Source organism: Enterobacter cloacae complex sp. 2022EL-00981, assembly GCF_028737495.1.
GTDB lineage: Bacteria > Pseudomonadota > Gammaproteobacteria > Enterobacterales > Enterobacteriaceae > Enterobacter > Enterobacter cloacae.
Map to the genome: position 1 here is coordinate 12068 of NZ_JAQZRK010000035.1, position 23676 is coordinate 35743.

Consider the following 23676-nt stretch of genomic DNA (forward strand, 5'->3'; position numbering starts at 1 on the left):
GTGATGAAAGCCTTTCGCTGGTGTGTCATTGCGTTGATGCTGGCGGCGGCGCCTCTGCGCGCCGCCTGTACCTGGCCTGCCTGGGAGAAATTTAAACAGGATTACATCAGCGAGGGCGGGCGGGTCATTGATCCCAGCGACACGCGTAAAATCACTACCTCGGAAGGGCAAAGCTACGCGCTGTTCTTTGCCCTCGCCGCGAATGACCGTAAAGCGTTCGACAAGGTGCTGGCATGGACGCGGGATAACCTTGCCGGGGGGCATCTCGACGACACGCTCCCTGCCTGGTTATGGGGGCAAAAAGACAAAGACACTTGGGCGGTTATCGATACCAATTCCGCCTCGGATGCCGATATCTGGATCGCCTGGTCCCTGCTTGAAGCGGGGCGGTTATGGAAAGACGCTGACTATACCCGTACGGGCAAGGCGCTACTCGAGCGTATCGCCCGCGAAGAAGTGGTGAAAGTACCTGGCCTCGGTCTGATGCTGCTGCCCGGTAAAGTTGGCTTTGTCGATGAGAACGCCTGGCGTTTTAATCCCAGCTATCTTCCACCACAACTCGCAAGCTACTTCACGCGTTTTGGCGCCCCGTGGACCACCCTGCGTGAGACCAATCTGCGCTTGCTGCTGGAGAGTGCGCCGAAAGGTTTTTCGCCGGACTGGGTGCAATACCAGAAAAACAAAGGCTGGCGGTTACAGCAGGAGCCGCCGCTGGTGGGGGGATATGACGCCATCCGCGTCTATCTCTGGGTGGGGATGATGAACGATAACGATCCTCAGAAAGCCCGGCTGCTGGCGCGCTTCAGGCCGATGGCCGCCACCACAACAAAACAGGGTGTACCACCGGAAAAAGTGAATGTGGTGAGTGGAGCACGCACGGGCAATGGCCCGGTCGGCTTCTCTGCCGCCATGCTGCCTTTTTTACAACAGCGTGATGCGCAGGCCGTCCAGCGCCAGCGCGTGGCTGACCACTTTCCTGATAATAATGCTTACTACAGTTATGTACTGACTCTCTTTGGACAAGGATGGGATCAGCATCGTTTTCGTTTCACCACAAAAGGTGAATTAATACCGGATTGGGGCCAGGAATGCGCAAGTTCACAGTAAATCTACTCAGTTTATCGCTTGGCCTGGCGCTGATGCCGCTGGCTCAGGCCGTCAACTCTCCACAGCAGCAACAGCTGCTGGAACAGGTGCGCCTGGGGGAATCGACGCAGCGTGAAGATTTGGTGCGTCAGTCGCTCTATCGTCTTGAGCTGATCGACCCGAACAACCCTGACGTTATTGCGGCACGTTTTCGCTATCTGCTTCGTCAGGGCGACAACGCTGGCGCACAAAAAGAGCTGGATAGACTGAAAGGGATCGCCCCCGGTTCCAGCGCGTACCAGTCCTCGCGCAACACGATGCTACTTTCCACGCCGGATGGCCGCCAGCAGTTACAGCAGGCTCGCTTACTCGCCACGACAGGCCATACCCAGGAAGCGATTGCTGCCTATGACAAGCTGTTCGACGGCAACCCGCCGGGCGGCGACGTGGCAACGGAATACTGGAATGTGGTGGCGAAAGATCCCGCCCGCCGCAATGCGGCCATTAACCAGTTGAAAAAGATTAACAGCAGCAGCCCTGGCAATACGCAGCTGCAGTCGACGCTGGCCCAGCTGCTGTTCCAGACCGGGCGCCGTGATGAAGGCTTCGCGGTGCTGCAGGAGATGGCCAAATCCAGCAATGGCCGCAGCCAGGCGTCGGATATGTGGTATGCGCAGATCAAAGACCAGCCTGTCAGCAGTGCCAGCGTCTCCGCGCTGCAAAAGTACCTGAGCGTATTCAGTGACGGTGAGAACGTAACCGCAGCGCGTTCACAGCTTGAAGCGCAGCAAAAACAGCTCGCCGATCCAACTTTCCGTGCGAAAGCGCAAGGCCTGGCGGCAGTGGATGCCGGACAGGGTGATAAGGCGGTGGCGGAACTGCAAAAGGCGGTCAGCGCAAACCATGCCGACAGCGAAGCCATTGGCGCGCTGGGCCAGGCATACTCCCAGAAAGGCGACCGTGCTCGCGCGGTGGCACAGTTTGAAAAGGCGATCGCCCTCGATCCGCAGAGCGATAACCGCGGCAAATGGGACAGCTTGCTGAAGGTGAACCGTTACTGGCTGCTGATCCAGCAGGGGGATGCGGCGCTGAAAGCGAATAACCCGGCACAGGCGGAGCGCTATTATCAACAGGCGCGCACTATCGACAATAGCGAAAGTTATGCGGTGCTGGGGCTGGGCGATGCCGCAGCGGCACGTAAAGATAACGACGCCGCCGGGCGCTATTATCGCCAGGCATTACGCATGGACAGCGGCAACAGTAACGCGGTCCGCGGACTGGCCAATATTTATCGCGCACAGTCACCGGAGAAAGCCTCGCAGTTTATCCAGTCGCTCTCCGCCAGCCAGCGTCGCAGCATTGATGATATTGAACGTAGCCTGACCAACGAACAGCTCTCCGCCCAGGCCGAGCAGCTGGAGAACCAGGGCAAATACGCCCAGGCCGCCGAGGTTCAGCGTCGTCGTCTGGCGCTCTCTCCAGGCGACGTGTGGATCACCTATCGCCTGTCGCGCGATCTCTACAGCGCGGGCCAGCGCAGTCAGGCAGATACCCTGATGCGTCAGCTTGCCAGCCAGAAACCGACCGACCCGGATCAGGTGTATGCCAACGGGCTCTATCTTTCCGGTAACGACCAGGATCGTGCCGCGCTGGCCCATCTGGAGACGCTGCCGCGCAGCCAGTGGAACGGCAATATTCAGGAGCTTGCCGACCGCCTGCAAAGCAATCAGGTGCTCGAAACCGCCAATCGCCTGCGCGACAGCGGCAAAGAGCAGGAGGCGGAAAATCTTCTTCGTCAACAACCTGCTTCTACCCGTATCGATTTAACCCTGGCGGACTGGGCGCAGCAGCGGGGCGATCTCAGTGCAGCAAAAACGGCATACAGCGGCGTGTTGCAGCGCGAGCCACAAAACGAAGATGCGATCCTCGGCCTGACCGAAATCTACAGTGCGCAGGGCGACAAAGACGCTGCGCGTGCCGAACTGGCGAAACTGCCTGCGACGCAAAATGGTCAGCCGTTGTCGCTCAACATGCAGCGCCGCATCGCGATGGCGCAGGCGGGGCTGGGTGATTCTGCTGCGGCAGAAAAGACGTTCAACAGCATCATTCCGCAGGCAAAATCACAGCCTGCATCAATGGAAAACGCGCTGGTGCTGCGTGATGCGGCACGTTTTCAGACGCAAAACGGCCAGCCTCAGCAGGCGCTGGAAACCTATAAAGATGCCATGGTCTCCTCTGGCATCACCACCACCCGTCCGGCAGACAATGACACCTTTACGCGCCTGACGCGTAACGACGAAAAAGATGACTGGCTGAAGCGCGGCGTGCGTAGCGATGCCGGTGATTTGTATCGCCAGCAGGATGTTAACGTTACGCTGCAGCACGACTACTGGGGCTCCAGCGGTACCGGCGGCTACTCCGACCTGAAAGCCCACACCACCATGCTGCAGGTGGATGCGCCGCTCTCTGATGGACGGATGTTCCTCCGCAGCGATCTGGTCAATATGGATGCCGGTTCGTTTGCCACTAACAACGGCACCTACGATCCCAAATGGGGGACCTGTGCCGAAACGCCATGTCGCGGCAACACCAGTCAGACGTCAAACGGCGCAAGCGTGGCCGTGGGCTGGCAGAATAAAACCTGGGCATGGGATATCGGCACCACGCCAATGGGCTTTGACGTGGTGGATGTGGTCGGCGGGGTGAGCTATAGCAACGATCTCGGTCCTATCGGCTACACCATTAACGCCCACCGTCGCCCGATCTCCAGCTCTCTGCTGGCCTTTGCCGGGCAAAAAGACACCAATACCGGCACCACCTGGGGCGGCGTGCGCGCCACCGGCGGTGGCGTGAGCATCAGCTACGATAAAGGCGAGGCGAACGGCATCTGGTCAAGCCTGAATGCGGAATCGCTGACCGGGAAAAATGTAGAGGATAACTGGCGCGTCCGCTGGATGACCGGTTACTACTACAAGCTGATTAATAAAAACAACGAGCGCCTGACTGTCGGTGTCTCTAACATGCTCTGGCACTACGATAAAGATCTGAGCGGCTATACCCTGGGTCAGGGCGGCTATTATAGCCCGCAGGAATATGTCTCCTTTGCGCTGCCGGTCACCTGGCGTAAACGCACGGAGAACTGGTCCTGGGAGCTGGGCGGGTCTGTCTCATGGTCTCACTCTAAAACCAACGATGTGCTGCGCTATCCCCTTCAGGGACTCATTCCCGTCGATGAGCCAGGCCGCTACACCGACAGGGGGGCGATGGAAACCGGCAGCAGCTCCTCAGGCACCGGTTATACCGCGCGGGCCATTGTCGAGCGCCGGGTCACGTCCAACTGGTTTGTGGGTCTTGGCGTGGATATTCAGGAAGCGAAAGACTATACCCCAAGCCATGCGCTGCTCTATGTACGCTACTCCGCCGCAGGCTGGCAGGGTGATATGGACTTACCGCCACAGCCGCTCATTCCCTACGCGGACTGGTAATCGGATTTTACTTAATCCATTTGTAAGTCTCTCTTAAAAGTGCGGCGATCGGGTATACTCAGGCGCGCCAGGTTTACACCCTGGTGCGCCCTGCGCTTCGAGTTCTGTGGAGAGTCATTTTGCGTGTCAGCCGTTCCTTAACGATCAAACAGATGGCGATGGTTTCTGCTGTCACCTTGCTGTTTGTACTGCTATTTTGCGTCATTTTGCTGTTTCATTCCGTACAGCAGAATCGCTATAACACGGCTTCGCAATTAGAAAGTATTGCCCGCTCGGTGCGTGGCCCGCTTTCGGCTTCTATTCTGAAAGGCGATATTCCCGAAGCGGAAACCATTTTAAAACGTATTCAGCCTGCGGGCGTCGTCAGCCGCGCAGACGTGGTGCTGCCGAACCAGTTCCAGGCGCTGCGGATGAGTTTTATCCCCGAACGTCCCGTCCCGATGATGGTGATGCGCCTGTTTGAACTGCCGGTACAAATTTCGCTACCCATCTACTCGCTCGAACGCCCTGCGAATCCGCAGCCGCTGGCCTATCTTGTTCTGCAGGCGGACTCGTACCGCATGTATAAATTCGTCATGAGCTGGTTTATTACGTTAGTGACCACTTGCTTACTTATGACGCTGATACTGAGCGTGGCGCTGACCTGGTGCATTAACCGGCTGATTGTCCACCCGCTGCGGCGTATCGCCCGGGAGCTGAACGCGCTTTCTCCCCAGGAGCAGATGGGTCATCAGCTTGAGCTGCCCCGCCTGCATCATGACGATGAGATCGGCATGCTGGTGCGCAGCTACAACCTCAACCAGCAGCGCATTCAGCGTCAGCAGGATGAACTGAACAGTAGCGCCACCCGTTTCCCGGTGTCGGAGCTGCCTAATAAAGCGTTCCTGATGGCGATGCTGGAGCAGACCGTGGCGCGCCAGCAGACCACGGCGCTGATGGTCATCGCCTGTGAAACCCTGCAGGATACCGCTGGGGTGCTCAAGGAGAGCCAGCGTGAAATGCTGTTGCTGACGCTGGTCGAAAAGGTTAAATCGGTACTTGCTCCACGTATGGTGCTGACTCAGGTCAGCGGTTATGACCTGGTGGTGATTGCGAACGGCGTGAAAGAGCCGTGGCATGCGATCACGTTAGGTCAGCAAGTACTCACTGTCATTAATGAGCGGCTGCCCATTCAGGGTATTCAGCTTCGCCCCAGCGCCAGTATCGGGATTGCCATGTTCTATGGCGATCTGACCGCAGAGCAGCTCTATCGTCGCGCCTTCTCGGCGGCATTCACCGCCCGTCGCAAAGGGAAAAACCAGATCCAGTTCTTCGACCCGGATCAGATGGAAAAGGCGCAGCAGCGTCTGACAGAAGAGAGCGACATCCTCACCGCGCTGGATAACCACCAGTTTGCCCTCTGGCTCCAGCCGCAGGTCAATTTGCTGACGGATGAAGTGGAAAGCGCGGAAGCGCTGTTGCGCGTGCAGCAGCCGGATGGCAGCTGGGAGCTGCCGGAAGGGTTAATCGAACGTATTGAGTCCTGTGGTCTGATGGTCACGGTGGGCTACTGGGTGCTTGAGGAGTCATGCCGCCAGCTTGCCGCCTGGCAGGAGCGTGGTGTCAACCTGCCGCTGTCGGTCAATCTCTCTGCCCTGCAGTTGATGCATCCCACTATGGTCTCGGAGATGCTGGAGCTCATCAATCGCTACCGGATCCAGCCGGATACGCTGATTCTGGAAGTGACGGAAAGCCGTCGTATTGACGACCCGAATGAGGCGGTCGCGATCCTCAAACCGCTGCGCAACGCCGGTATCCGCATCGCGCTGGATGATTTTGGCATGGGCTATGCCGGACTGCGTCAGCTTCAGCACATGAAAACGCTGCCGGTGGATGTCCTGAAAATCGACAAAGCGTTTGTCGATGGGCTGCCGGAAGACAGCAGCATGGTGAAGGCCATTATTCAGATGGCGCGTAGCCTCAACCTGAATCTGATTGCTGAGGGTATCGAGACGGAAGCGCAGCGCCGCTGGCTGGCTGAGGCGGGTGTCGGGAAAGGCCAGGGCTTCCTGTTTGCCCGTGCCGTCCCGTCGGATGTCTTTGAACAACGGTACCTTTCCGGCGCTGGCAATAACGCAAAAGTGTAATTTTGTTGCTGGCTTGTGCGAGCCAGCTCAAAGTTCTTAACATTTGTGTTTCAAATTTGAACTGAGTTTATTTCTGTCCTGTTATGCGGGTGTTATTTTAGAGCCGCAGGTTAACCATAACCTTACAAAGCCTGTGGTTTTTCTTCCCAAGGACATTCTATGAAAACCTCACTCTTCAAAAGTCTTTATTTCCAGGTCCTGACAGCCATCGCAATCGGTATTTTACTGGGTCACTACTACCCGGAACTGGGTGCGCAAATGAAACCGCTTGGCGACGCGTTCGTTAAGCTCATTAAAATGGTCATCGCCCCGGTGATCTTCTGTACGGTGGTGACCGGTATCGCTGGCATGGAAAGCATGAAGGCGGTAGGGCGTACCGGTGCAGTGGCGCTGCTTTATTTCGAAGTGGTCAGCACCCTGGCACTGATTATCGGTCTGATCATTGTTAACGTGGTGCAGCCTGGCGCTGGCATGAACGTCGACCCGTCGACGCTGGATGCCAAAGCGGTGGCGGTTTACGCTGAGCAGGCGAAAGATCAGGGCGTGGTCGCCTTCCTGCTGGACGTCATTCCCGGCAGTGTGATCGGGGCGTTTGCCAGCGGAAACATTCTGCAGGTGCTGCTGTTCGCCGTCATGTTTGGTTTTGCCCTGCATCGTCTGGGCAGCAAAGGCCAGCTGATCTTTAACGTCATTGAAAGCTTCTCGCAGGTCATCTTTGGCATCATCAATATGATCATGCGCCTGGCGCCGATTGGTGCCTTCGGGGCAATGGCGTTCACCATCGGTAAATACGGCGTCGGCACGCTGGTACAGCTCGGTCAGCTGATCATCTGCTTCTATATCACCTGTATTCTGTTTGTGGTGGTGGTGCTGGGTTCGATTGCCCGCGCGGCCGGTTTCAGCATCTTCAAATTTATCCGCTATATCCGCGAAGAGTTGCTGATTGTGCTGGGGACCTCCTCCTCTGAGTCGGCGCTGCCGCGCATGCTCGATAAGATGGAGAAGCTGGGTTGTCGTAAATCGGTGGTGGGGCTGGTGATCCCGACGGGGTACTCCTTTAACCTCGACGGTACCTCGATATACCTGACCATGGCGGCAGTGTTTATTGCACAGGCAACCAACAGCCATATGGATATCTTCCATCAGATCACCCTGCTGGTGGTGCTGCTGCTCTCGTCGAAAGGGGCTGCGGGCGTAACGGGCAGTGGCTTTATCGTGCTGGCGGCGACCATTTCCGCTGTGGGACATCTGCCGGTGGCCGGTCTGGCGTTGATTCTCGGTATTGACCGCTTTATGTCTGAAGCGCGTGCGTTAACCAACCTGGTGGGTAACGGCGTGGCTACGGTTGTGGTGGCAAAATGGGTTAAAGAGCTGGATCACAAAAAGCTCGACGATACGCTGAATAATCGCTCTTCTGATAGCAAAAACCCGGGTTTATCCTCCTGATTTTCCGCTAAATTCCCGCATTCCCTTGTCGGAATGCGGGCTCCTGCGCATAATGACTGTTCGTACCTGTCATAATTCGACAAGATTTTTTTTGGGTATATTGCACTTCTCACCGTGACGTTTTGCCGAACGCGCGGTCTAATCGACGTGTTTTCATCGTCATCTTTTAGAGTGAAGCGCGTCGCGAGACACTCTTTTTAACCAGGAATGTTGATCAGGGGTTCACATGCAGGGCACAAAAATTCGACTCTTAACCGGCGGTTTGCTGATGATGGCAGCAGCCAGTTATGTGCAGGCAGATGCGCTCCAGCCAGACCCGGCATGGCAACAAGGGACCCTGGCGAATGGTTTTCAGTGGCAGGTGTTAGCCACGCCGCAGCGTCCCAGCGATCGTATTGAGATCCGTTTGTCTGTGAATACCGGCTCCCTCACTGAAAGCACCCAGCAGACCGGCTTTAGCCATTTTATTCCCCGACTGGCGCTCACCCAGAGCGGCAGTTTACAGGCTGTTCAGGTGCGTTCGCTCTGGCAGCAGGGCATTGACCCGAAGCGTCCATTGCCGCCAGCCGTCGTCTCGTATGACTACACCATGTTTAACCTGAGCCTGCCGAATAACCGTAACGATCTGCTCAAAGAAGCCCTTACGTATCTCTCCGATGCCACTGGCAATCTGGCGATCACGCCGGAAACCGTTAACTATGCGCTGAGCAACAGCGATATGGTGGCGACCTGGCCTGCGGATACCAAAGAGGGCTGGTGGCGTTATCGCCTGAAAGGCTCAGCGCTGCTTGGGCACGACCCGGCAGAGCCGCTGAAACAGCCGGTCGATGCCGAACAGGTAAAATCGTTCTATCAGAAATGGTACACCCCGGACGCGATGACGCTGATCGTGGTCGGGAATGTGGATAGCCGCGCGGTGGTTGAGCAGATCAACAAAGCCTTCGGCGAGCTGAAAGGCAAGCGTGAAACGCCTGCTCCTGTCCCGACGCTCTCTCCGCTGCGGACAGAGCCAGTCAGCATCTCCACTGATGCCGTGCGTCAGGACCGGCTCTCCATGATGTGGGATACCGCCTGGCAGCCTATCCGAGAATCCGCCGCGCTGCTGCGCTACTGGCGTGCGGATCTGACGCGTGAGGCGTTGTTCTGGCACGTTCAGCAGAGCCTCAGTAAGAACAGCGTGAAGAACATTGCGCTGGGCTTCGACTGCCGGGTGCTGTTCCAGCGCGCCCAGTGCGCCATTAATATCGAATCGCCTGGCGATAAGCTGAATGCCAATCTGGGCGTGGTGGCGAAAGAGCTGGCAAAAGTGCGCAAAGAGGGCCTGTCTGAAGAAGAGTTCAACGCGCTGGTCGCGCAGAAAAAGCTGGAACTGCAAAAGCTGTTTGCCACCTATGCCCGCGCCGATACGGATATCCTGATCAGCCAGCGTATTCGCTCCTTGCAGAATCAGGTGGTGGACATCGCACCGGAACAGTACCAGAAGCTCCGTCAGGACTTCCTGAATGGGCTGACCGTCGATATGTTAAATCAGGATTTACGTCAGCAGCTGTCGCAGGATATGGGATTAGTCCTTCTGCAGCCGAAAGGCGAGCCGGAATACAACATGAAGGAGCTGCAGGCGACATGGGATTCAATCATGACCGCCGCGCCGCAACCTACACAGGCGGCAACGTCTGATGATCTGCATCAGGACGCGACGGATATTCCGCAGGGGCAGTAATCCTAAAAAATTCCCTCTCCCGGTGGGAGAGGGTCAGGGTGAGGGCATCAGCCCGCACCTTATTTAAGCAGGCATCGCCTCACGCGGAATAATCGCCCCGCGATACTGAATCACCGTGCTGGCCGTCAGGTGCCCGCGCTGTGCAGCCGCTTCAGGCGTGCCGCCCGTCAGGCGCACCGCCAGATAGCCCGCGCTGAAGGAATCACCCGCCGCCGTAGTATCTACCACTTTGTCCTTCGCCAGTTTCACCGCCGGGACGTCAATCACCGCTTCACCTGCTACGGCCACCAGGCACGATGCCGCGCCGCGCTTAATCACCACTTCGCTCACGCCAGCGGCCTGGGTGCGCGCAATAACCTCATCAACAGGTTTCTCGCCCCACAGGGCATCTTCGTCGTCGAGCGTCAGGAACGCGATGTCGGTGCACTGCAGCATCTGCTGGTAAACCTGCTGCGTCTCTTCACGGCTGGCCCACAGGCGCGGACGGTAGTTGTTATCAAAAATGACCTTCCCGCCATTGGCGCGGCATTCGCGCAGCAGCGACAGCAGCTTTTCACGACTGGTCGGGCTTAAGATGGCGAGGCTAATCCCGCTCAGATAGAGATAATCAAACGTCGCCAGCGTTTCGCAAATGGCGGCTGCGTCGCCGCTTTCCAGCCAGTATTTGGCCGCAGCTTCGTTTCGCCAGTAGTAGAAGGTGCGCTCGCCGGTATCATCGGTTTCAATGTAATACAAACCCGGCAGGCGGTTTTCCATGCGCTGAATCAGCGAGGTATCAATGTGTTCGCTCTGCCAGGCGTCCAGCATTTGCTGGCTGAAACTGTCCGTACCCAGTGCGGTGACGTAGTTCACGGCGAGGGCCTCCGGCGGCACCTGACGGGCAATATACACGGAGGTGTTTAAGGTATCGCCACCAAAACCGCGGCTAACGTCCGCGCCTTTTTGTGACAGCTCAATCATGCATTCGCCAATAACGGCAATTTTTTTGGACATAATCATGAACCTGAACAGAGTATTTAAAAGCAGTGTGCGCTGTGTGAATTATCAGGTCAACTATATTAAAACATCGTTCCATTATTTTTTTTGAGCCAGCGCGTGTTCCTGTTCATTTCTGTCATCTTAATTTCATTTTCCCGGTGAATTGAACATAAAGTTCTCAATTATCGCGCCGATAACCCAGTGACGAGTCCAGAAAGGCCATCCCAACAACAGGACATCTGAAATGAAGTCAGAGCAGGTTATCCAGCGGCTGAGCACTACGCCTGAGGCAAGTATTGAGAACTTGCAGGAGCATCGCTACTGGCTGCAATGTGAGCGTGTGTATACCTACCAGCCGATCTATCGTACCGACGGTCGACTGATGGCGATTGAAATTTTGACGGTCGTTACACACCCTTCTAACCCTTCACAGCGTATCGCGCCGGACCGCTATTTTGCCGAAGTCGCCGTGCGCCAGCGCCTGGACGTGCTGGAAGAGCAGTTGCGCATGCTGGAAACGAAAAAGGCCTTTTTCGAACAGCACGATATTCTGGCCTCGGTCAACGTGGATGGCCCAACCCTGCTGGCGCTGCGCCAGAACGCGAAGTTGCAGGAGCTTATCGCCACCCTGCCGTGGATGCGCTTTGAACTGGTGGAGCATGTCCGCCTGCCGCAGGAATCCTCCTTTGCCTCGATGTGTGAATTTGGCCCCCTGTGGCTGGATGACTTTGGCACCGGCATGGCGAACTTCTCCGCCCTCAGCGAAGTGCGTTACGACTACATCAAAGTGGCCCGCGATCTGTTCATTATGTTGCGCCAGACCCCGGAAGGGCGGAATCTGTTTACGCTGTTATTACAGCTGATGAACCGCTATTGCAAAGGCGTCATTGTGGAAGGTGTGGAAACGCTGGAAGAGTGGCGCGATGTGCAAAACTCACCCGCCGCCGCCGCGCAAGGCTATTACCTCTCACGTCCGGTGCCCATGGATACCCTCGACGGTGTGATAACCAACCTCTGAACCGCCCGTTTCCCTTTGTCTGGACTATAGTTTTACAGGACAGGTCATCAGGAAAAGGGGATCAAAATGACTAAAACAACCAGGGTAATCTCCTGGACAGCAGGGATTTTCTTGTTGTTGATCGTGGTCGCTATCATCATTATTGCGACATTCGACTGGAACCGTCTTAAGCCGACCATCAACCAGAAAGTCTCAACTGAACTGAACCGCCCCTTCGCGATACGCGGTGATTTGGGCGTGGTCTGGGAACGTCAGAAAGAAGAGACCGGCTGGCGAAGCTGGATCCCCTGGCCGCACGTTCACGCCGACGACATCGTTCTGGGTAATCCGCCGGATATTCCTGCCGTCACCATGGTGCATCTTCCGCGGGTTGAAGCCACGCTGGCACCGTTAGCGCTCCTGACAAAAACCGTCTACCTGCCGTGGATCAAGCTTCAGCAGCCCGATGCACGCCTGATCCGTCTCTCGGAAAAAAACAATAACTGGACCTTTAACCTCGCCAGCAGCGGCGAGAAAGATCCCAATGCCCAGCCCTCTTCGTGGTCATTCCGTCTCGATAACATTCTGTTCGATCGCGGGCGGATCGCCATCGACGATAAAGTCAGCAAGGCCGACGTGGAGATCCTGGTCGATCCGCTGGGTAAGCCGCTGCCGTTCAGTGAAGTGACCGGCACCAAAGCGAAAGGGGATAACGCCAGCGCGGGCGATTACGTTTTCGGCCTGCGGGCCACCGGGCGCTACAACGGACAGCCACTGACCGGCACCGGTAAAATTGGCGGCATGCTGGCGCTGCGAAGCGCAGGTACCCCGTTCCCGGTGCAGGCGGACTTCCGTTCCGGCAACACGCGAGTCGCCTTTACCGGCACGGTCAACGATCCCATGAACATGGGCGGGGTTGATTTGCAGCTCAAGTTTGCCGGAGATTCGCTGGGGGAGCTCTACGAACTCACCGGCGTGCTGCTGCCGGATACGCCGCCGTTTGAGACGGACGGGCATCTGGTGGCCAAACTCGATACGGAAAAATCATCTGTCTTTGACTATCGGGATTTCAACGGCCGTATCGGCGACAGCGATATCCACGGTACGCTGACCTACACCACTGGCAAACCGCGTCCGAAACTGGAAGGGGATGTGGAGTCCCGCCAGCTGAGGCTTGCCGATTTGGGCCCTCTGATCGGCGTTGATTCCGGCAAAGGCACGAAGTCGAAAGAGGTCAAAAAAGACCTTCAGCCCGCGGGGAAAGTGCTGCCCTACGATCGCTTTGAAACCGACAAGTGGGATGTAATGGATGCGGATGTGCGCTTCAAAGGGCGAAAAATCGAGCACGGCAGCACGCTGCCGATCAGCAACCTCTCAACCCATATTCTGCTTAAAAATGCCGACTTGCGTCTGCAGCCGCTGAAGTTTGGCATGGCGGGCGGAACCATCTCCTCTAACATTCATCTGGAAGGCGATAAAAAGCCGATGCAGGGTCGGGCTGATATACAGGCGCGCAGGCTTAAGCTGAAAGAGCTGATGCCCAACGTGGAGCTAATGCAGAAAACCCTCGGTGAAATGAACGGTGACGCGGACATTCGCGGGGTGGGGAACTCCGTGGCGGCGCTGCTCGGGAGCAGTAACGGCAACCTCAAGCTACTGATGAACGATGGGCTGGTGAGCCGCAACCTGATGGAAATCCTGGGGCTGAACGTCGGGAACTACATCATCGGGCAGATCTTTGGTGATGATGAGGTGCGGGTGAACTGCGCGGCGGCGAATCTGGATCTGGTTAACGGCGTGGCGCGGCCGCAGATTTTTGCCTTCGACACGGAAAACGCGGTAATCAACGTGACCGGAACCGCCAGCATGGCCTCTGAGCAGCTTGATTTAACCATCGACCCGGAAAGTAAAGGGATCCGTATCATCACCCTGCGCTCGCCGCTCTACGTGCGCGGCACCTTCAAAAATCCGCAGGCGGGGGTAAAACCCGGGCCGCTGATTGCACGCGGTGCGGTGGCGGCAGCGCTCGCAACGCTGGTCACGCCAGCCGCGGCGCTGCTGGCGTTGATTTCGCCATCAGAAGGGGAAGCCAATCAGTGCCGGACGATTTTGTCACAGATGAAGAGGTAAGGTGCGGTCTGTATTTGCCGGGTGGCGGCTACGCCTTACCCGGCCAACGATTCAAATGTAGGCCGGGTAAGCGCAGCGCCATCCGGCATTAGCTTAAAGCGCCTGATGCTTAGTCTCGTGCGTCAGCAGCAGCGCAATCAGCGTCAGTGCCGCCATGGCCGCCAGATACACGCCCACGTAGAACAGGCCATAATTTGCCTGCAGCCAGGTGGCGATATACGGCGCAACGGACGCTCCCAGAATCGACGAGACGTTATAGGAGAACGACGCGCCGGTATAACGCACTTCCGTCGGGAACAGCTCCGGCAGCAGCGCGCCCATCGGGCCGAAGGTTAATCCCATCAGGCTCAGACCAATCAGCAGATACGCCATCACCAGCGCCGGGCTGCCCGAGCCTAACAGCGGCGGGAAGACAAACAGGGCGAACAGAATGATAAGCATCGTGATGGTGATCATGCTGGAGCGACGGCCAAATTTATCCGCCAGCAGGCCGGCAATCGGCACCATGACGCCAAACCCAATCACCGCCATCATCAGCATCCACAGCACTTCGTTACGCGGCAGACCCAGCCCAACCGGCGCGGCAGCGGTGCTGAACGTCATGGAGTAGACGGTCATGATATAGAACAGCGTATAGGTAGCCAGCATGATAAAGATGCCCAGCACGGTCACGCGGACATGTTTGGTCAGCAGCGTGCCCAGCGGCACTTTTACCTGTTTTTTTGCCGCCGCCACTTTCGCGAACACCGGCGTTTCGTGCAGAGAAACGCGAACATACAGACCAATCAGCACCAGCACGGCCGAGAAGACGAACGGAATACGCCAGCCCCAGCTCATAAACTGTTCATCGGTCAGCAACCAGGAGAGCAGCAGGAAGGTGCCGTTCGCAAAGAAGAAGCCAATCGGTGCGCCAAGCTGCGGGAAGGAGCCATACAGCGCCCGTTTACGCGCCGGGGCGTTCTCGGTCGCCAGCAGTGCCGCGCCGCCCCATTCACCGCCCAGACCCAGACCCTGACCAAAACGCGCCAGCGCCAGCAGCACCGGTGCCAGAATGCCAATGGTCTCGTAGGTGGGCAGCAGGCCGATGGCGACGGTAGAAATACCCATCGTCAGCAACGAGGCCACAAGCGTCACTTTACGCCCGATGCGATCGCCAAAATGACCAAACAGCGCAGAGCCAATCGGACGCGCGACGAAGGCGATAGCAAAGGTTGCCAGAGACTGTAGCGTGGCCGCCGTCGGGTCGCCCTGCGGGAAGAAAATATGCGGGAAGACGATGACCGCTGCGGTGGCATAAATGTAAAAGTCGAAGAACTCGATGGCGGTGCCAATCAGCGAGGCGACGACAACTTTATTGCGTGAGTTGACCGGAACGTTTTCGCTCCCGGAATCGAGTGTTGTGGCGGTTGCTTGCATAATATTTTCTTATTTTATGTCGGACGAAAGGCCATATTACGCACAGCAAAAGCGACATTTCAATCTGTAACAAAGCCGCGAACCGGTGATAAAAGCAACAAAAAGCGGATAATGTTCAGACCAGCCAAAACACTTCCATGAAATGCTTCACAGATTTTAAATATCAGTGGATATAACTGGTTTTCAGTTAAATAAAAGTTACGGACTGGATATATATGCTGAAATGATGAATCGGGCTGAAACTTTCAGCCCGAAAGGGGGAATTAGCGGTGGGTTTTCCCCGGCATGCGCGTGTCGCCTTTATATTCGGCGGTGGCAATCCACGCCGCGCAGAACAGCGTCAGGCGGGCAAAGAAGTAGAAGAACGCCATCAGCCCCAGAACGGAGCCAAACGCGGCGCCAGAAGGGGATTTCACCAGTGACGGCAGGGTATAAGTCATCACGATCTTAATCACCTCAAAGCCTATTGCCGCGAGCAGTGTTCCGCGGATCAGCGCTTTTTTGCGCGGACGATGACGCGGCAAGCGCCAGAAGATCCAGAAGAACAGCAGGTAGTTGGCGAAAATGGAAATCGCCAGCCCGATGCCGCGCCACGCAGGCTTGAGCCAGTCGATGTAATCCAGATAGAGCGCGGAGATAATCATCTGCTGCGCGGAACCGGCGACCGAGGTGATGGAGAGCGTGACGACCAGCGCCACCAGCAGACCAATCAGCGAAACAAAATCGCGGAAATACTTAACCCAAATTTTCTCCTGATCCTGAGGCTTACGCTCCCATACTTCGCGCGACTGGGCGCGAATGGCCTCGCGCAGGTTACCCATCCAGTTCACACCGGAATAGAGCGCAATCAGCAAACCGACAATACCCACCGTGGTGCGCTGCTGCACGGCAGTATTGATGGTGCTTTTTAGCGTGGTGGCGAGGGTCGGGTCACTGACGTTATTCAGGATCTTATTAAAAATATCCTGCAGCAGCGTCGGGTGAGACGCGAGCACAAAACCGGCTGCCGCGAACGAGACCATCAGGATCGGGATCATCGACAAAAAGGAAAAATAGGTAATCGCTGCACCAAACTGATTCCCCATCCGGTCGTTGAAACGTTCCGCGGCGCGTATCAGGTGCGCAATCATGGGGATCTGCTGAACTCTCTCCGCCAGCGTAGTGACCGTCCCCAGCGCTTTGCTGGCTTTGCCGGGTGTGCTGGGCTCTTCGGGCCCGGTCTCCATCTTCTTGATGGGATCATAATCTAATTGTTGAGTCGGTCGTTGCGGGTTATTTTCCGGCGTCACGCGTTTTTTCCTTTTCGTTGAGCTGGATGTCATTGAATTATAGCTTGCGACTAATCCACGTAAGCTTTTGTGATTTCCGTAAGCCACTCCATAAACAGGTGTACCCGGCGGGAGAGGTTACGGCGGTGGGGGTAAATCAGGGAAACCGGCATGGGTTCAGCCCGGTATTGCGGCAGAACTTCAATCAGCTTTTTCGTGCGCAGAGAATCACGAACGCCCACGCGGGGAACCTGGATAATACCCAGCCCGGCGATGCAGGCGGCATGGTACGTCTCGGTACTGTTGACCGTTAAGACGCCGCCCGTTTTAACCCACTGGGTCGCACTGCCGTTATAAAACTCAAAGCCCTGCGGGCGCGTGCCCAGCATCGCGGCGTAGTGGATTACCGCGTGTGAGGCCAAATCGTCCAGCGTTTCCGGATAACCAAACCGCGTCAGATAATCCGGGCTGGCGCAGTTGATAACCGTAAGCTTGCCCAGTGGGCGGGCGATAAGCCCGGAATCTTTCAGGGTGCCGACGCGCACCACGCAGTCAAACCCCTCGCGGATCACATCCACCAGACGATCGCTGCTGCTGAGCTCCAGTTCAATACCCGGATACTGCTGCAAAAACGCAGGCAGTTTGGGGATGACTAAATTTCGTGCAACCCCCACCGGCATATCGACGCGTAGCCGCCCGCTGATACTGGAGGGATCGTGCTGAAACATACCGTCCAGTTCATCAAGGTTCGCCAGCAGATCTTTTGCCCGTTCGTAATAGACCATGCCGTCCTGCGTGAGGCTGACGCGGCGCGTGGTGCGGTGCAGCAGCTGGGTGCCCAGGCGGTTTTCCAGCGCCTGAATCTGCCGCGACACGCTGCCTCTTGGCAGGGTCAACGTCTCCGCTGCGCGGGAAAAACTCTCCAGCTCCGCGACCCGAACAAACAACTGCATTGCGTTAATTTTATCCATCGGTAGCGCTCATTGTTGTTGTAAATGAAACAGTGAAGCGTTCTGTCACATCTTTATTGATCTTCTATCAGCTAATAAGCTCTTTCTCAATCTCCCTGACAACCGAAATGAGGTTTCTTATGACTGAACGTATCGCTTTAGTGACCGGTGGTAGCCGTGGTTTGGGTAAAAACGCGGCCCTGAAGCTGGCAGCAGAGGGAACAGGTATTGTCCTGACTTATCATCACAATCAGCAGGATGCGCTGGATGTTGTGCAAGAAATTCAGGAAAAAGGGGTAAACGCGGCGGCATTACAGCTTAACGTCGGAGATATCACCCGTTTCGAACATTTTGCTCAACAGTTGCAGGAAACCCTCCGAACCGTCTGGCAGCGTGATACCTTTGATTATTTATTGAACAATGCCGGAACGGGTTTATACGCCCCCTATACCGAGACGACAGAAGCGCAGTTCGATGAGGTAATGAATGTACATTTAAAAGGGCCGTTTTTCCTGACCCAGCGCCTGCTGCCGTTGCTGAAAGATGGCGGACGGATCCTCAACGTCTCCAGCGGGCTGGCACGTTTTACACAGCCAGGCTCCGCGACCTATGCGGCCATGAAAGGGGCGATGGAAGTACTGACCCGCTATCAGGCCAAAGAGCTGGGCGCACGCGGGATCTCCGTCAATATCATCGCGCCGGGGGCAATTGAAACCGATTTTGGCGGCGGACGCGTACGCGATGACGAGCAGCTTAATCAGTTGCTTGCGTCGCAAACCGCGCTGGGGCGTGTTGGCCTGCCGGATGATATTGGTGATGCCATCGCCGCGCTGCTCAGCGACAAACTGGGCTGGATGAATGCGCAACGTATTGAAGTGTCTGGTGGGATGTTCCTGTAATACGCCTCCTTAAGGGGACGGAACCTCTTAAGGAAATCCTTAAAAGAGATGTGTCCGGATACGGGCAGATATAAAGAACGGCGATGAATTTGTAACCTCTCCGTTCATTGAGTTTTTTCTCAAATAACGCCTCTATACAATCCTCCCTCGCTATTCTCAGAGGGAGAAAAACGATGCGAGTAATCATGTTTGACAGGCAGTCGATATTTATTCATGGAGCGATAAACAGTTTGCAGACGTTAATTCCTGAAATAAATATGACAGGAACCCGTCAGGCAGATGAATTATGGGCGCAGTTGTCCGCGTCGCCATCCGCTATCGTCATGATTGACGGCGCATTAATTCAGAATGAGGGCATCAGCTTTCTGAAAGACATTATCACGCGTTTCCCTGCGATACGTGTCGTGATGGTGCTGACGAAAAAAGAGACCCGATGGGCTGAACAGATGTTTCAGCGCAACGTGAAGGCGATTATTCCCCGCAATGCCAGTCCCGAGCGGTTTGCCGCAGTGCTGGATTCGGTCTCCCGGGGGATGGTCTGTTTTCCCGGCGAATGGCTTGCGCAGCAGGCGTCACACCAGGCGTTGTTATCCTTAAGCGAGCGCCAGCGTGAAGTGCTCAAGTTACTGGCCGCCGGGGAGTCGAATAAAGAGATTGGTCGCACGCTCAATATCAGTGCGGCAACGGTAAAGGCCCATCTGGAGTCACTTTTCCGGCGGCTGGATGTGAAAAATCGCACGCAGGCGGCAATGTGCTATACCCGGCTCACCGCCTGAGCGATGGCGTTTATCGGACACGGTGTGTCACTAAAACTGAACATTAACAACACCAGCGCATCGTGCTGGTGTTGCGTTAATGGCTGGGCGATATTTTCCTGAATTAACGTCTCATAAATCTGAATATCGTTATCTAACAAGCGCTCTGCTTCAGCAACGGTAATAAGACCATGGAACTTCTCCCATTGCTGAATAACGTGACCATACCCAATAACCTCAGTACCGTGCTCATCACGGTATTTTTCCAGAGACAGCCCTTGCTGTTTTTTAATTAATTCAACGGCAGCAGAAGATAGCTTCAACATGGTATTTTCCTCTTTCAGACACTACTGTAGAGGAAATACGGCACGAGACATATCCGCCAAATGGCCGTTGCTCAGCTGATATTTTCCAGATAGTCGCGCTGTAATAAACCGAATAGCCAGTCATTATGCCAGCGGCCGCCAAGGTAATAGCTCTCACGCAACTCACCCTCCAGCCGGAAGCGGGCTTTTTCCAGCAGACGCCGGGAGGCGATATTCCCTGCCGTGACGGTGGCGGTGAGGCGGCGGATCCCCCCCTGGTTAAAGGCATAATCACAGAGTGCCTGCAGGGATTCAAAGCCGTAGCCTTTTCCCTGGGCCGCGGGGGCGAAAAGGAAACCGACTTCGGCGCAATCCGCTTCGTGGTGTTTGTAGCCGGTCACCCCCAGCGGAGTCTGGCTGGCATTATCGCGAACCACAAGGCAGAGCCAGTGCATGCAGCCGGGCGTCCATGGCGTCAGTCGGGAGTCGAAGGCCTCACGAATATCCGCCACAGTGCGATCCTGCGCGACAAAGCGCATCACATCCGGGTCTTGCTGTAGCGCCAGAAAAAAGGGCCAGTCATCTTCCTGTAACGGCGAGCAGATAAGACGCGAGGTGGTTAGCTGAGGCATTCAGATTCTCCTGAAACAATATAAATGATTTTAGGACTGTCACTTTATTTCAACAGAAAGTCAGGTATGGTTAAGCGCGTATAAATAAAAAGAAAAACGGCCGTTCCGGGCCCCTTTTGGATGTCTTCGTGGTCTTTTAAGGAAAACAATGACGCTCAGCACATCACACCATAACCGCGAACAGTTTGAACACTGTCTGGCGGTCATTCGTCAGGCCTCTGTGGAAATATTGCTTCTCCTGAATGTACATGTTTCTGAGGGAAAAGATCCACGCTGGTTTCTGGAGCAGCTGGATAGCGCCCGTTTAGGCCTGGGCGGATGGGGGGCCGTGGCGAAGAAGCTCAACCTGAACGATGCCGAGATGTCAGAATTTACCCTGCAACTGCGCCTGTTGCAGCAGCGCGTACCACAGTATGAAAGCGGGCAGGATGTCAGTGAAAATCAGCTTATTGCGGCGATGCGGTTTGTCACCGCGCTGGAACATCTTCGTCTGCAACAGCCTCTTCTCACCTACAGTACCGAGCTGGCGCCGGGCAGCGATCTTGAACAGCAGCAGGCGCACAAGCAGGTGCGTGCAATTGAACTGATGATTAAAGGGCTTATCCAGCAGGCGTGGCCCGATCAGGTCCGTCTGAATAACCACCTGAAGACCCTGTTTAACGCTGACCGCGTGCGGCGCTGGCTGAAGCTTGGCGACATCAACGATGTGCTAAGCGGCATGATGTTCAGCGAGCTGGCCCAGATGCTGGTGGATAAAAAAGAGTACAGCCGCTACTACGCGTCGCTGTTCAGCGATCCGTCCATGCTGACGCTGCTGGTGGAGCCGCGCAAAACGCTGCAAACCTTCCTTGATGACATCCGCCAGATCCGCAACAACCTTACCGTTCAGAAAGCGTTAACCTCGGCGCAAATCCAGCTACTCGACAACTACTACACCCAAATCACCCGGCCCGTTCAGCGTGCGTTTGAAGAGGGGCGAACCCGCGTCAACCCGGCCGGGATAATGGCGGTGGATGCCAGCGAACTGCACGCTTTCTGGGAAAAAGCACAGAAAAGGGATCGGGTCACCGGCGGGGATTTATTTGAAGTACGTGACACCATAGAAAAACCGACCCAGCGCGCCCCGCGCACGCCAGAACAACGCGAGCAGCTCATCTCCGGCGTGTTATGGGGCGCAGTGGGCGTGATGGTCATTGCGATTGTTGTGGGAGGATTCTGGCTGGTGACCAGCAGCGCGCCAGCAGAGACTGCAGTGGCCGCCACCGAAACGCCTGCGCCGCAGGAGATGCGGGAAACGCCCTCCTCGCGGGAGACGCTGACGCGCATGGGCATTACCTGGGACGAGAATAATTTCCGCTCGGCCATCAACCGCAACGACACCCGCATTGCGCAGCTCTTTTTGCAGGGTGGAATGGACTGGAAGCTCTCATGGACGGAAGAGGCGATGTCATCCAACCATGACGACGTGCTGGAGCTGATGTTGCGCTACCGACAGCACATGGTGGAAGAGAAGCCGTGCCGCCGGTTTATCAATACGCTCACCCATGCCATGGCGAATGGCGAATCGCTGACATCCCTGCGTAAACAGTACCTGAAAGCGTTTTGTACCGTCCCGGCCGTGGTGAAACGCCAGCAGCACGATTTGGATATGGCAACGCGCCGCGCCGAGTCACAGCCGAATGCCAGCACAAAAAAATGGCAGGCTATTCAGTCTGCCATTTATGAGGTGATCCGCTGATCGTAACGCCCTCTCCCGGTGGGAGAGGGCGGGGTGAGGGCACCAGACCGCACCCCACTCAAGGCTCCCCATACAACCCAATCAACCGCCGCACCACGCCATTCGTCCAGCCAAAGCCATCCTGCAATGGATACTCACCGCCGCCCCCTTCGCGTGGGGTACTGCTGGCGATGTGATACTTCTCAATCAGCTTATGGTGAGTCTTATAAAAATGATTCACCGTGTGCAGCCAACTCCAGGCGATCTCATCGCCCAGCGAGTCGTTGCCGTACTGCTTGAAGCCCTGAATGGCCATCCACTGCAGCGGTGCCCAGCCATTGGGTTTATCCCACTGCTCGCCGGTTTCGTACTCAGTCGCCAGGATACCGCCCGGGGTGAGCAGACGTGATTTAACCGCATCAGACAAGCGTTCTGCCTGCTCATGGGTCGCCATTCCGACATACAGCGGCACAATGCTCGCCGCAGAGAACAGCGCCATATTTTCCCGACGCCAGTCGTAATCGCGGTAGCAGCCATTCTCTTCATCCCACAGGTAGCGGTTCACCGCTGCCCGGCGATCGCTGGCTTTCTGGCGGAACAGGTCAGCCGTCTCCTTATCTCCTTTCGACGCCGAGATATTGGCGATAGCGCTTTCCAGCTTGAACAGGAAGGCGTTCAGGTCGATAGGGATAAACTGCGTGGTGCGAATGCTGGCCAGTCGGCCCGGTTCGCGCAGCCAGCGGGAGGAGTAATCCCAGCCGGAGGCCGCCCCTGCACGCAGATCGCGATACACCTCATTGGGTGGTCGACCGGAATGGCGGGCCGTCTCCACGTCCTCAATCCACGATTCGTCGCGCGGAGTGTCACGGTCATCCCAGTAGCGGTTCAGCAATGAGCCATCCGGCATACGCACCGCGCTGCGATAGGCCTGATTCAGCAGTAGCGACTCCGCGCCGTCCATCCAGAAGGCGTGCTCCATTTTGAGGTGCTCAAGGTAGCGCTTCGCACCGCGCACCCCGTCCTCTTCAAACAGCTCCACCATCAGGGCAAAGACCGGCGGCTGGGAGCGGCTGAGGTAGTAGGTTCGGTTGCCGTTCGGGATATGACCGTAACGCTCGATCAGCCACGCGAAGTTATCCGCCATACACTTCAGCAGATCGTTACGGCCGCTCTCGGCCAGCCCCAGCATCGAGAAGTAGGAATCCCAGTAGTAGGTCTCACTGAATCGTCCGCCGGGGACGATATAGGCCTGCGGCAGGGCCAGCAGGGAAGACCAGGGGATATGATCCTGCGGCTCGCGCGTCAGCACGGGCCAAAGGCTGTCGATATGCTCTTTAAGCGACAGCCCCGGGTCGGACACATACTCCGTGCTATAGGTCTCGGGCAGCCAGAAGTGATTCTCCACGAACTGGCGCAGGTCGAAATCCCGGTGGCGTCGCACCTTACGATAGCGGATCAAAATATCCAGCGGATCCATCTTCGGCGCGCAGTCGGGAAAGGTTTTGCTATCCGCAAACAGCCTTGTTGACTGCACATGTTCGAACAGCTCAAGGTAACGGTCAGCGGGGGTCAGGGCATCGGAGGCGGGTAGCCCCTCGATCATTTCTGGCTCCGGCTCCGCCTCAATCATCTCATCCAGTTTCAACTCGCAGGGATCGGTCTCGTAGCGCAGCTCTTCTGCGATCTCGAACGCGATGTTCTCGTTAGCCTGTAGTTTCTGGTTGAACATAATGATAAGGACCTCCGGTTAGGTGTTCTTGAAGACA

Annotated in this window: 17 protein-coding genes; 10 read left to right on the forward strand and 7 right to left on the reverse strand. The window is 56.4% G+C overall.

Annotation, left to right across the window (positions count from 1 at the left end):
• Positions 1 to 3: 3 nt before the first annotated feature.
• The 5 genes from bcsZ to PUZ33_RS21720 all read left to right on the forward strand — a co-directional run bounded on the left by bcsZ (position 4) and on the right by PUZ33_RS21720 (position 9863).
• Positions 4 to 1107, forward strand: coding sequence for a cellulose synthase complex periplasmic endoglucanase BcsZ (bcsZ, locus tag PUZ33_RS21700; RefSeq protein ID WP_029883688.1), 1104 nt, complete (start codon positions 4 to 6; stop codon positions 1105 to 1107).
• Entirely contained in the window at positions 1089 to 4571 is a 3483-nt protein-coding gene (gene bcsC, locus PUZ33_RS21705; protein WP_058680823.1) for a cellulose synthase complex outer membrane protein BcsC, read from the forward strand. Before bcsZ ends, bcsC begins: the two co-directional genes overlap by 19 nt.
• A 119-nt stretch (positions 4572 to 4690) precedes the next feature.
• A complete protein-coding gene (gene hmsP / locus PUZ33_RS21710) occupies positions 4691 to 6697 on the forward strand; it encodes a biofilm formation regulator HmsP (protein WP_058680824.1) in 2007 nt (668 codons plus the stop codon).
• 159 nt (positions 6698 to 6856) lie between these two features.
• Positions 6857 to 8143, forward strand: a complete 1287-nt coding sequence (locus tag PUZ33_RS21715; protein ID WP_013099213.1) for a dicarboxylate/amino acid:cation symporter — start codon at positions 6857 to 6859, stop codon at positions 8141 to 8143.
• 226 nt (positions 8144 to 8369) lie between these two features.
• Positions 8370 to 9863 (forward strand): M16 family metallopeptidase, encoded by a 1494-nt coding sequence (locus PUZ33_RS21720; protein WP_013099212.1) that lies wholly within the window; start codon positions 8370 to 8372, stop codon positions 9861 to 9863.
• Between the two features lie 63 nt (positions 9864 to 9926).
• Here the strand turns inward: PUZ33_RS21720 and PUZ33_RS21725 are convergent, their stop codons facing one another.
• Complete coding sequence (locus tag PUZ33_RS21725) at positions 9927 to 10856, reverse strand: sugar kinase (protein ID WP_058680825.1); 930 nt, start codon at positions 10854 to 10856, stop codon at positions 9927 to 9929.
• 229 nt (positions 10857 to 11085) lie between these two features.
• Here PUZ33_RS21725 and pdeH point away from each other — a divergent pair, with 229 nt between their 5' ends.
• Both pdeH and PUZ33_RS21735 read left to right on the forward strand, forming a co-directional pair.
• Positions 11086 to 11859, forward strand: coding sequence for a cyclic-guanylate-specific phosphodiesterase (pdeH, locus tag PUZ33_RS21730; protein WP_013099209.1), 774 nt, complete (start codon positions 11086 to 11088; stop codon positions 11857 to 11859).
• 66 nt (positions 11860 to 11925) lie between these two features.
• The gene (locus PUZ33_RS21735) at positions 11926 to 13968 is read left to right on the forward strand and encodes an AsmA family protein (protein ID WP_058679116.1); all 2043 of its coding nucleotides are present in this window, start codon (positions 11926 to 11928) and stop codon (positions 13966 to 13968) included.
• A 93-nt stretch (positions 13969 to 14061) separates the two neighbouring features.
• Here the strand turns inward: PUZ33_RS21735 and PUZ33_RS21740 are convergent, their stop codons facing one another.
• From PUZ33_RS21740 to PUZ33_RS21750, 3 genes are all read right to left on the reverse strand, one after another.
• On the reverse strand, positions 14062 to 15384 hold the full coding sequence (locus PUZ33_RS21740) for an MFS transporter (RefSeq protein ID WP_252107861.1): 1323 nt from the start codon (positions 15382 to 15384) through the stop codon (positions 14062 to 14064).
• A gap of 263 nt (positions 15385 to 15647) precedes the next feature.
• The gene (gene yhjD / locus PUZ33_RS21745) at positions 15648 to 16673 is read right to left on the reverse strand and encodes an inner membrane protein YhjD (RefSeq protein ID WP_013099206.1); all 1026 of its coding nucleotides are present in this window, start codon (positions 16671 to 16673) and stop codon (positions 15648 to 15650) included.
• A 50-nt stretch (positions 16674 to 16723) separates the two neighbouring features.
• Positions 16724 to 17623, reverse strand: coding sequence for a LysR family transcriptional regulator (locus tag PUZ33_RS21750; protein ID WP_020686106.1), 900 nt, complete (start codon positions 17621 to 17623; stop codon positions 16724 to 16726).
• Between the two features lie 119 nt (positions 17624 to 17742).
• On the opposite strand from PUZ33_RS21750, the gene PUZ33_RS21755 reads away from it, so the two are divergent.
• Both PUZ33_RS21755 and PUZ33_RS21760 read left to right on the forward strand, forming a co-directional pair.
• A complete protein-coding gene (locus tag PUZ33_RS21755) occupies positions 17743 to 18501 on the forward strand; it encodes an SDR family NAD(P)-dependent oxidoreductase (RefSeq protein WP_058680827.1) in 759 nt (252 codons plus the stop codon).
• Positions 18502 to 18674: 173 nt separating this feature from the next.
• Complete coding sequence (locus tag PUZ33_RS21760; RefSeq protein WP_038420781.1) at positions 18675 to 19277, forward strand: helix-turn-helix transcriptional regulator; 603 nt, start codon at positions 18675 to 18677, stop codon at positions 19275 to 19277.
• On the opposite strand, the gene PUZ33_RS21765 is transcribed toward PUZ33_RS21760, so the two are convergent.
• Both PUZ33_RS21765 and PUZ33_RS21770 read right to left on the reverse strand, forming a co-directional pair.
• Positions 19256 to 19582 (reverse strand): lysozyme, encoded by a 327-nt coding sequence (locus PUZ33_RS21765; RefSeq protein WP_013099202.1) that lies wholly within the window; start codon positions 19580 to 19582, stop codon positions 19256 to 19258. The genes PUZ33_RS21760 and PUZ33_RS21765 overlap by 22 nt on opposite strands.
• A 71-nt stretch (positions 19583 to 19653) precedes the next feature.
• Positions 19654 to 20193: a GNAT family N-acetyltransferase gene (locus tag PUZ33_RS21770; RefSeq protein WP_058680828.1), complete on the reverse strand. Its 540-nt coding sequence runs from the start codon at positions 20191 to 20193 to the stop codon at positions 19654 to 19656.
• Positions 20194 to 20341: 148 nt separating this feature from the next.
• Between PUZ33_RS21770 and PUZ33_RS21775 the strand changes: the two genes are divergently transcribed.
• Positions 20342 to 21931, forward strand: coding sequence for an STY4199 family HEPN domain-containing protein (locus tag PUZ33_RS21775; RefSeq protein ID WP_013099200.1), 1590 nt, complete (start codon positions 20342 to 20344; stop codon positions 21929 to 21931).
• Between the two features lie 58 nt (positions 21932 to 21989).
• Here the strand turns inward: PUZ33_RS21775 and PUZ33_RS21780 are convergent, their stop codons facing one another.
• Positions 21990 to 23639: an alpha,alpha-trehalase gene (locus PUZ33_RS21780; protein ID WP_013099199.1), complete on the reverse strand. Its 1650-nt coding sequence runs from the start codon at positions 23637 to 23639 to the stop codon at positions 21990 to 21992.
• Positions 23640 to 23676: the final 37 nt, after the last annotated feature.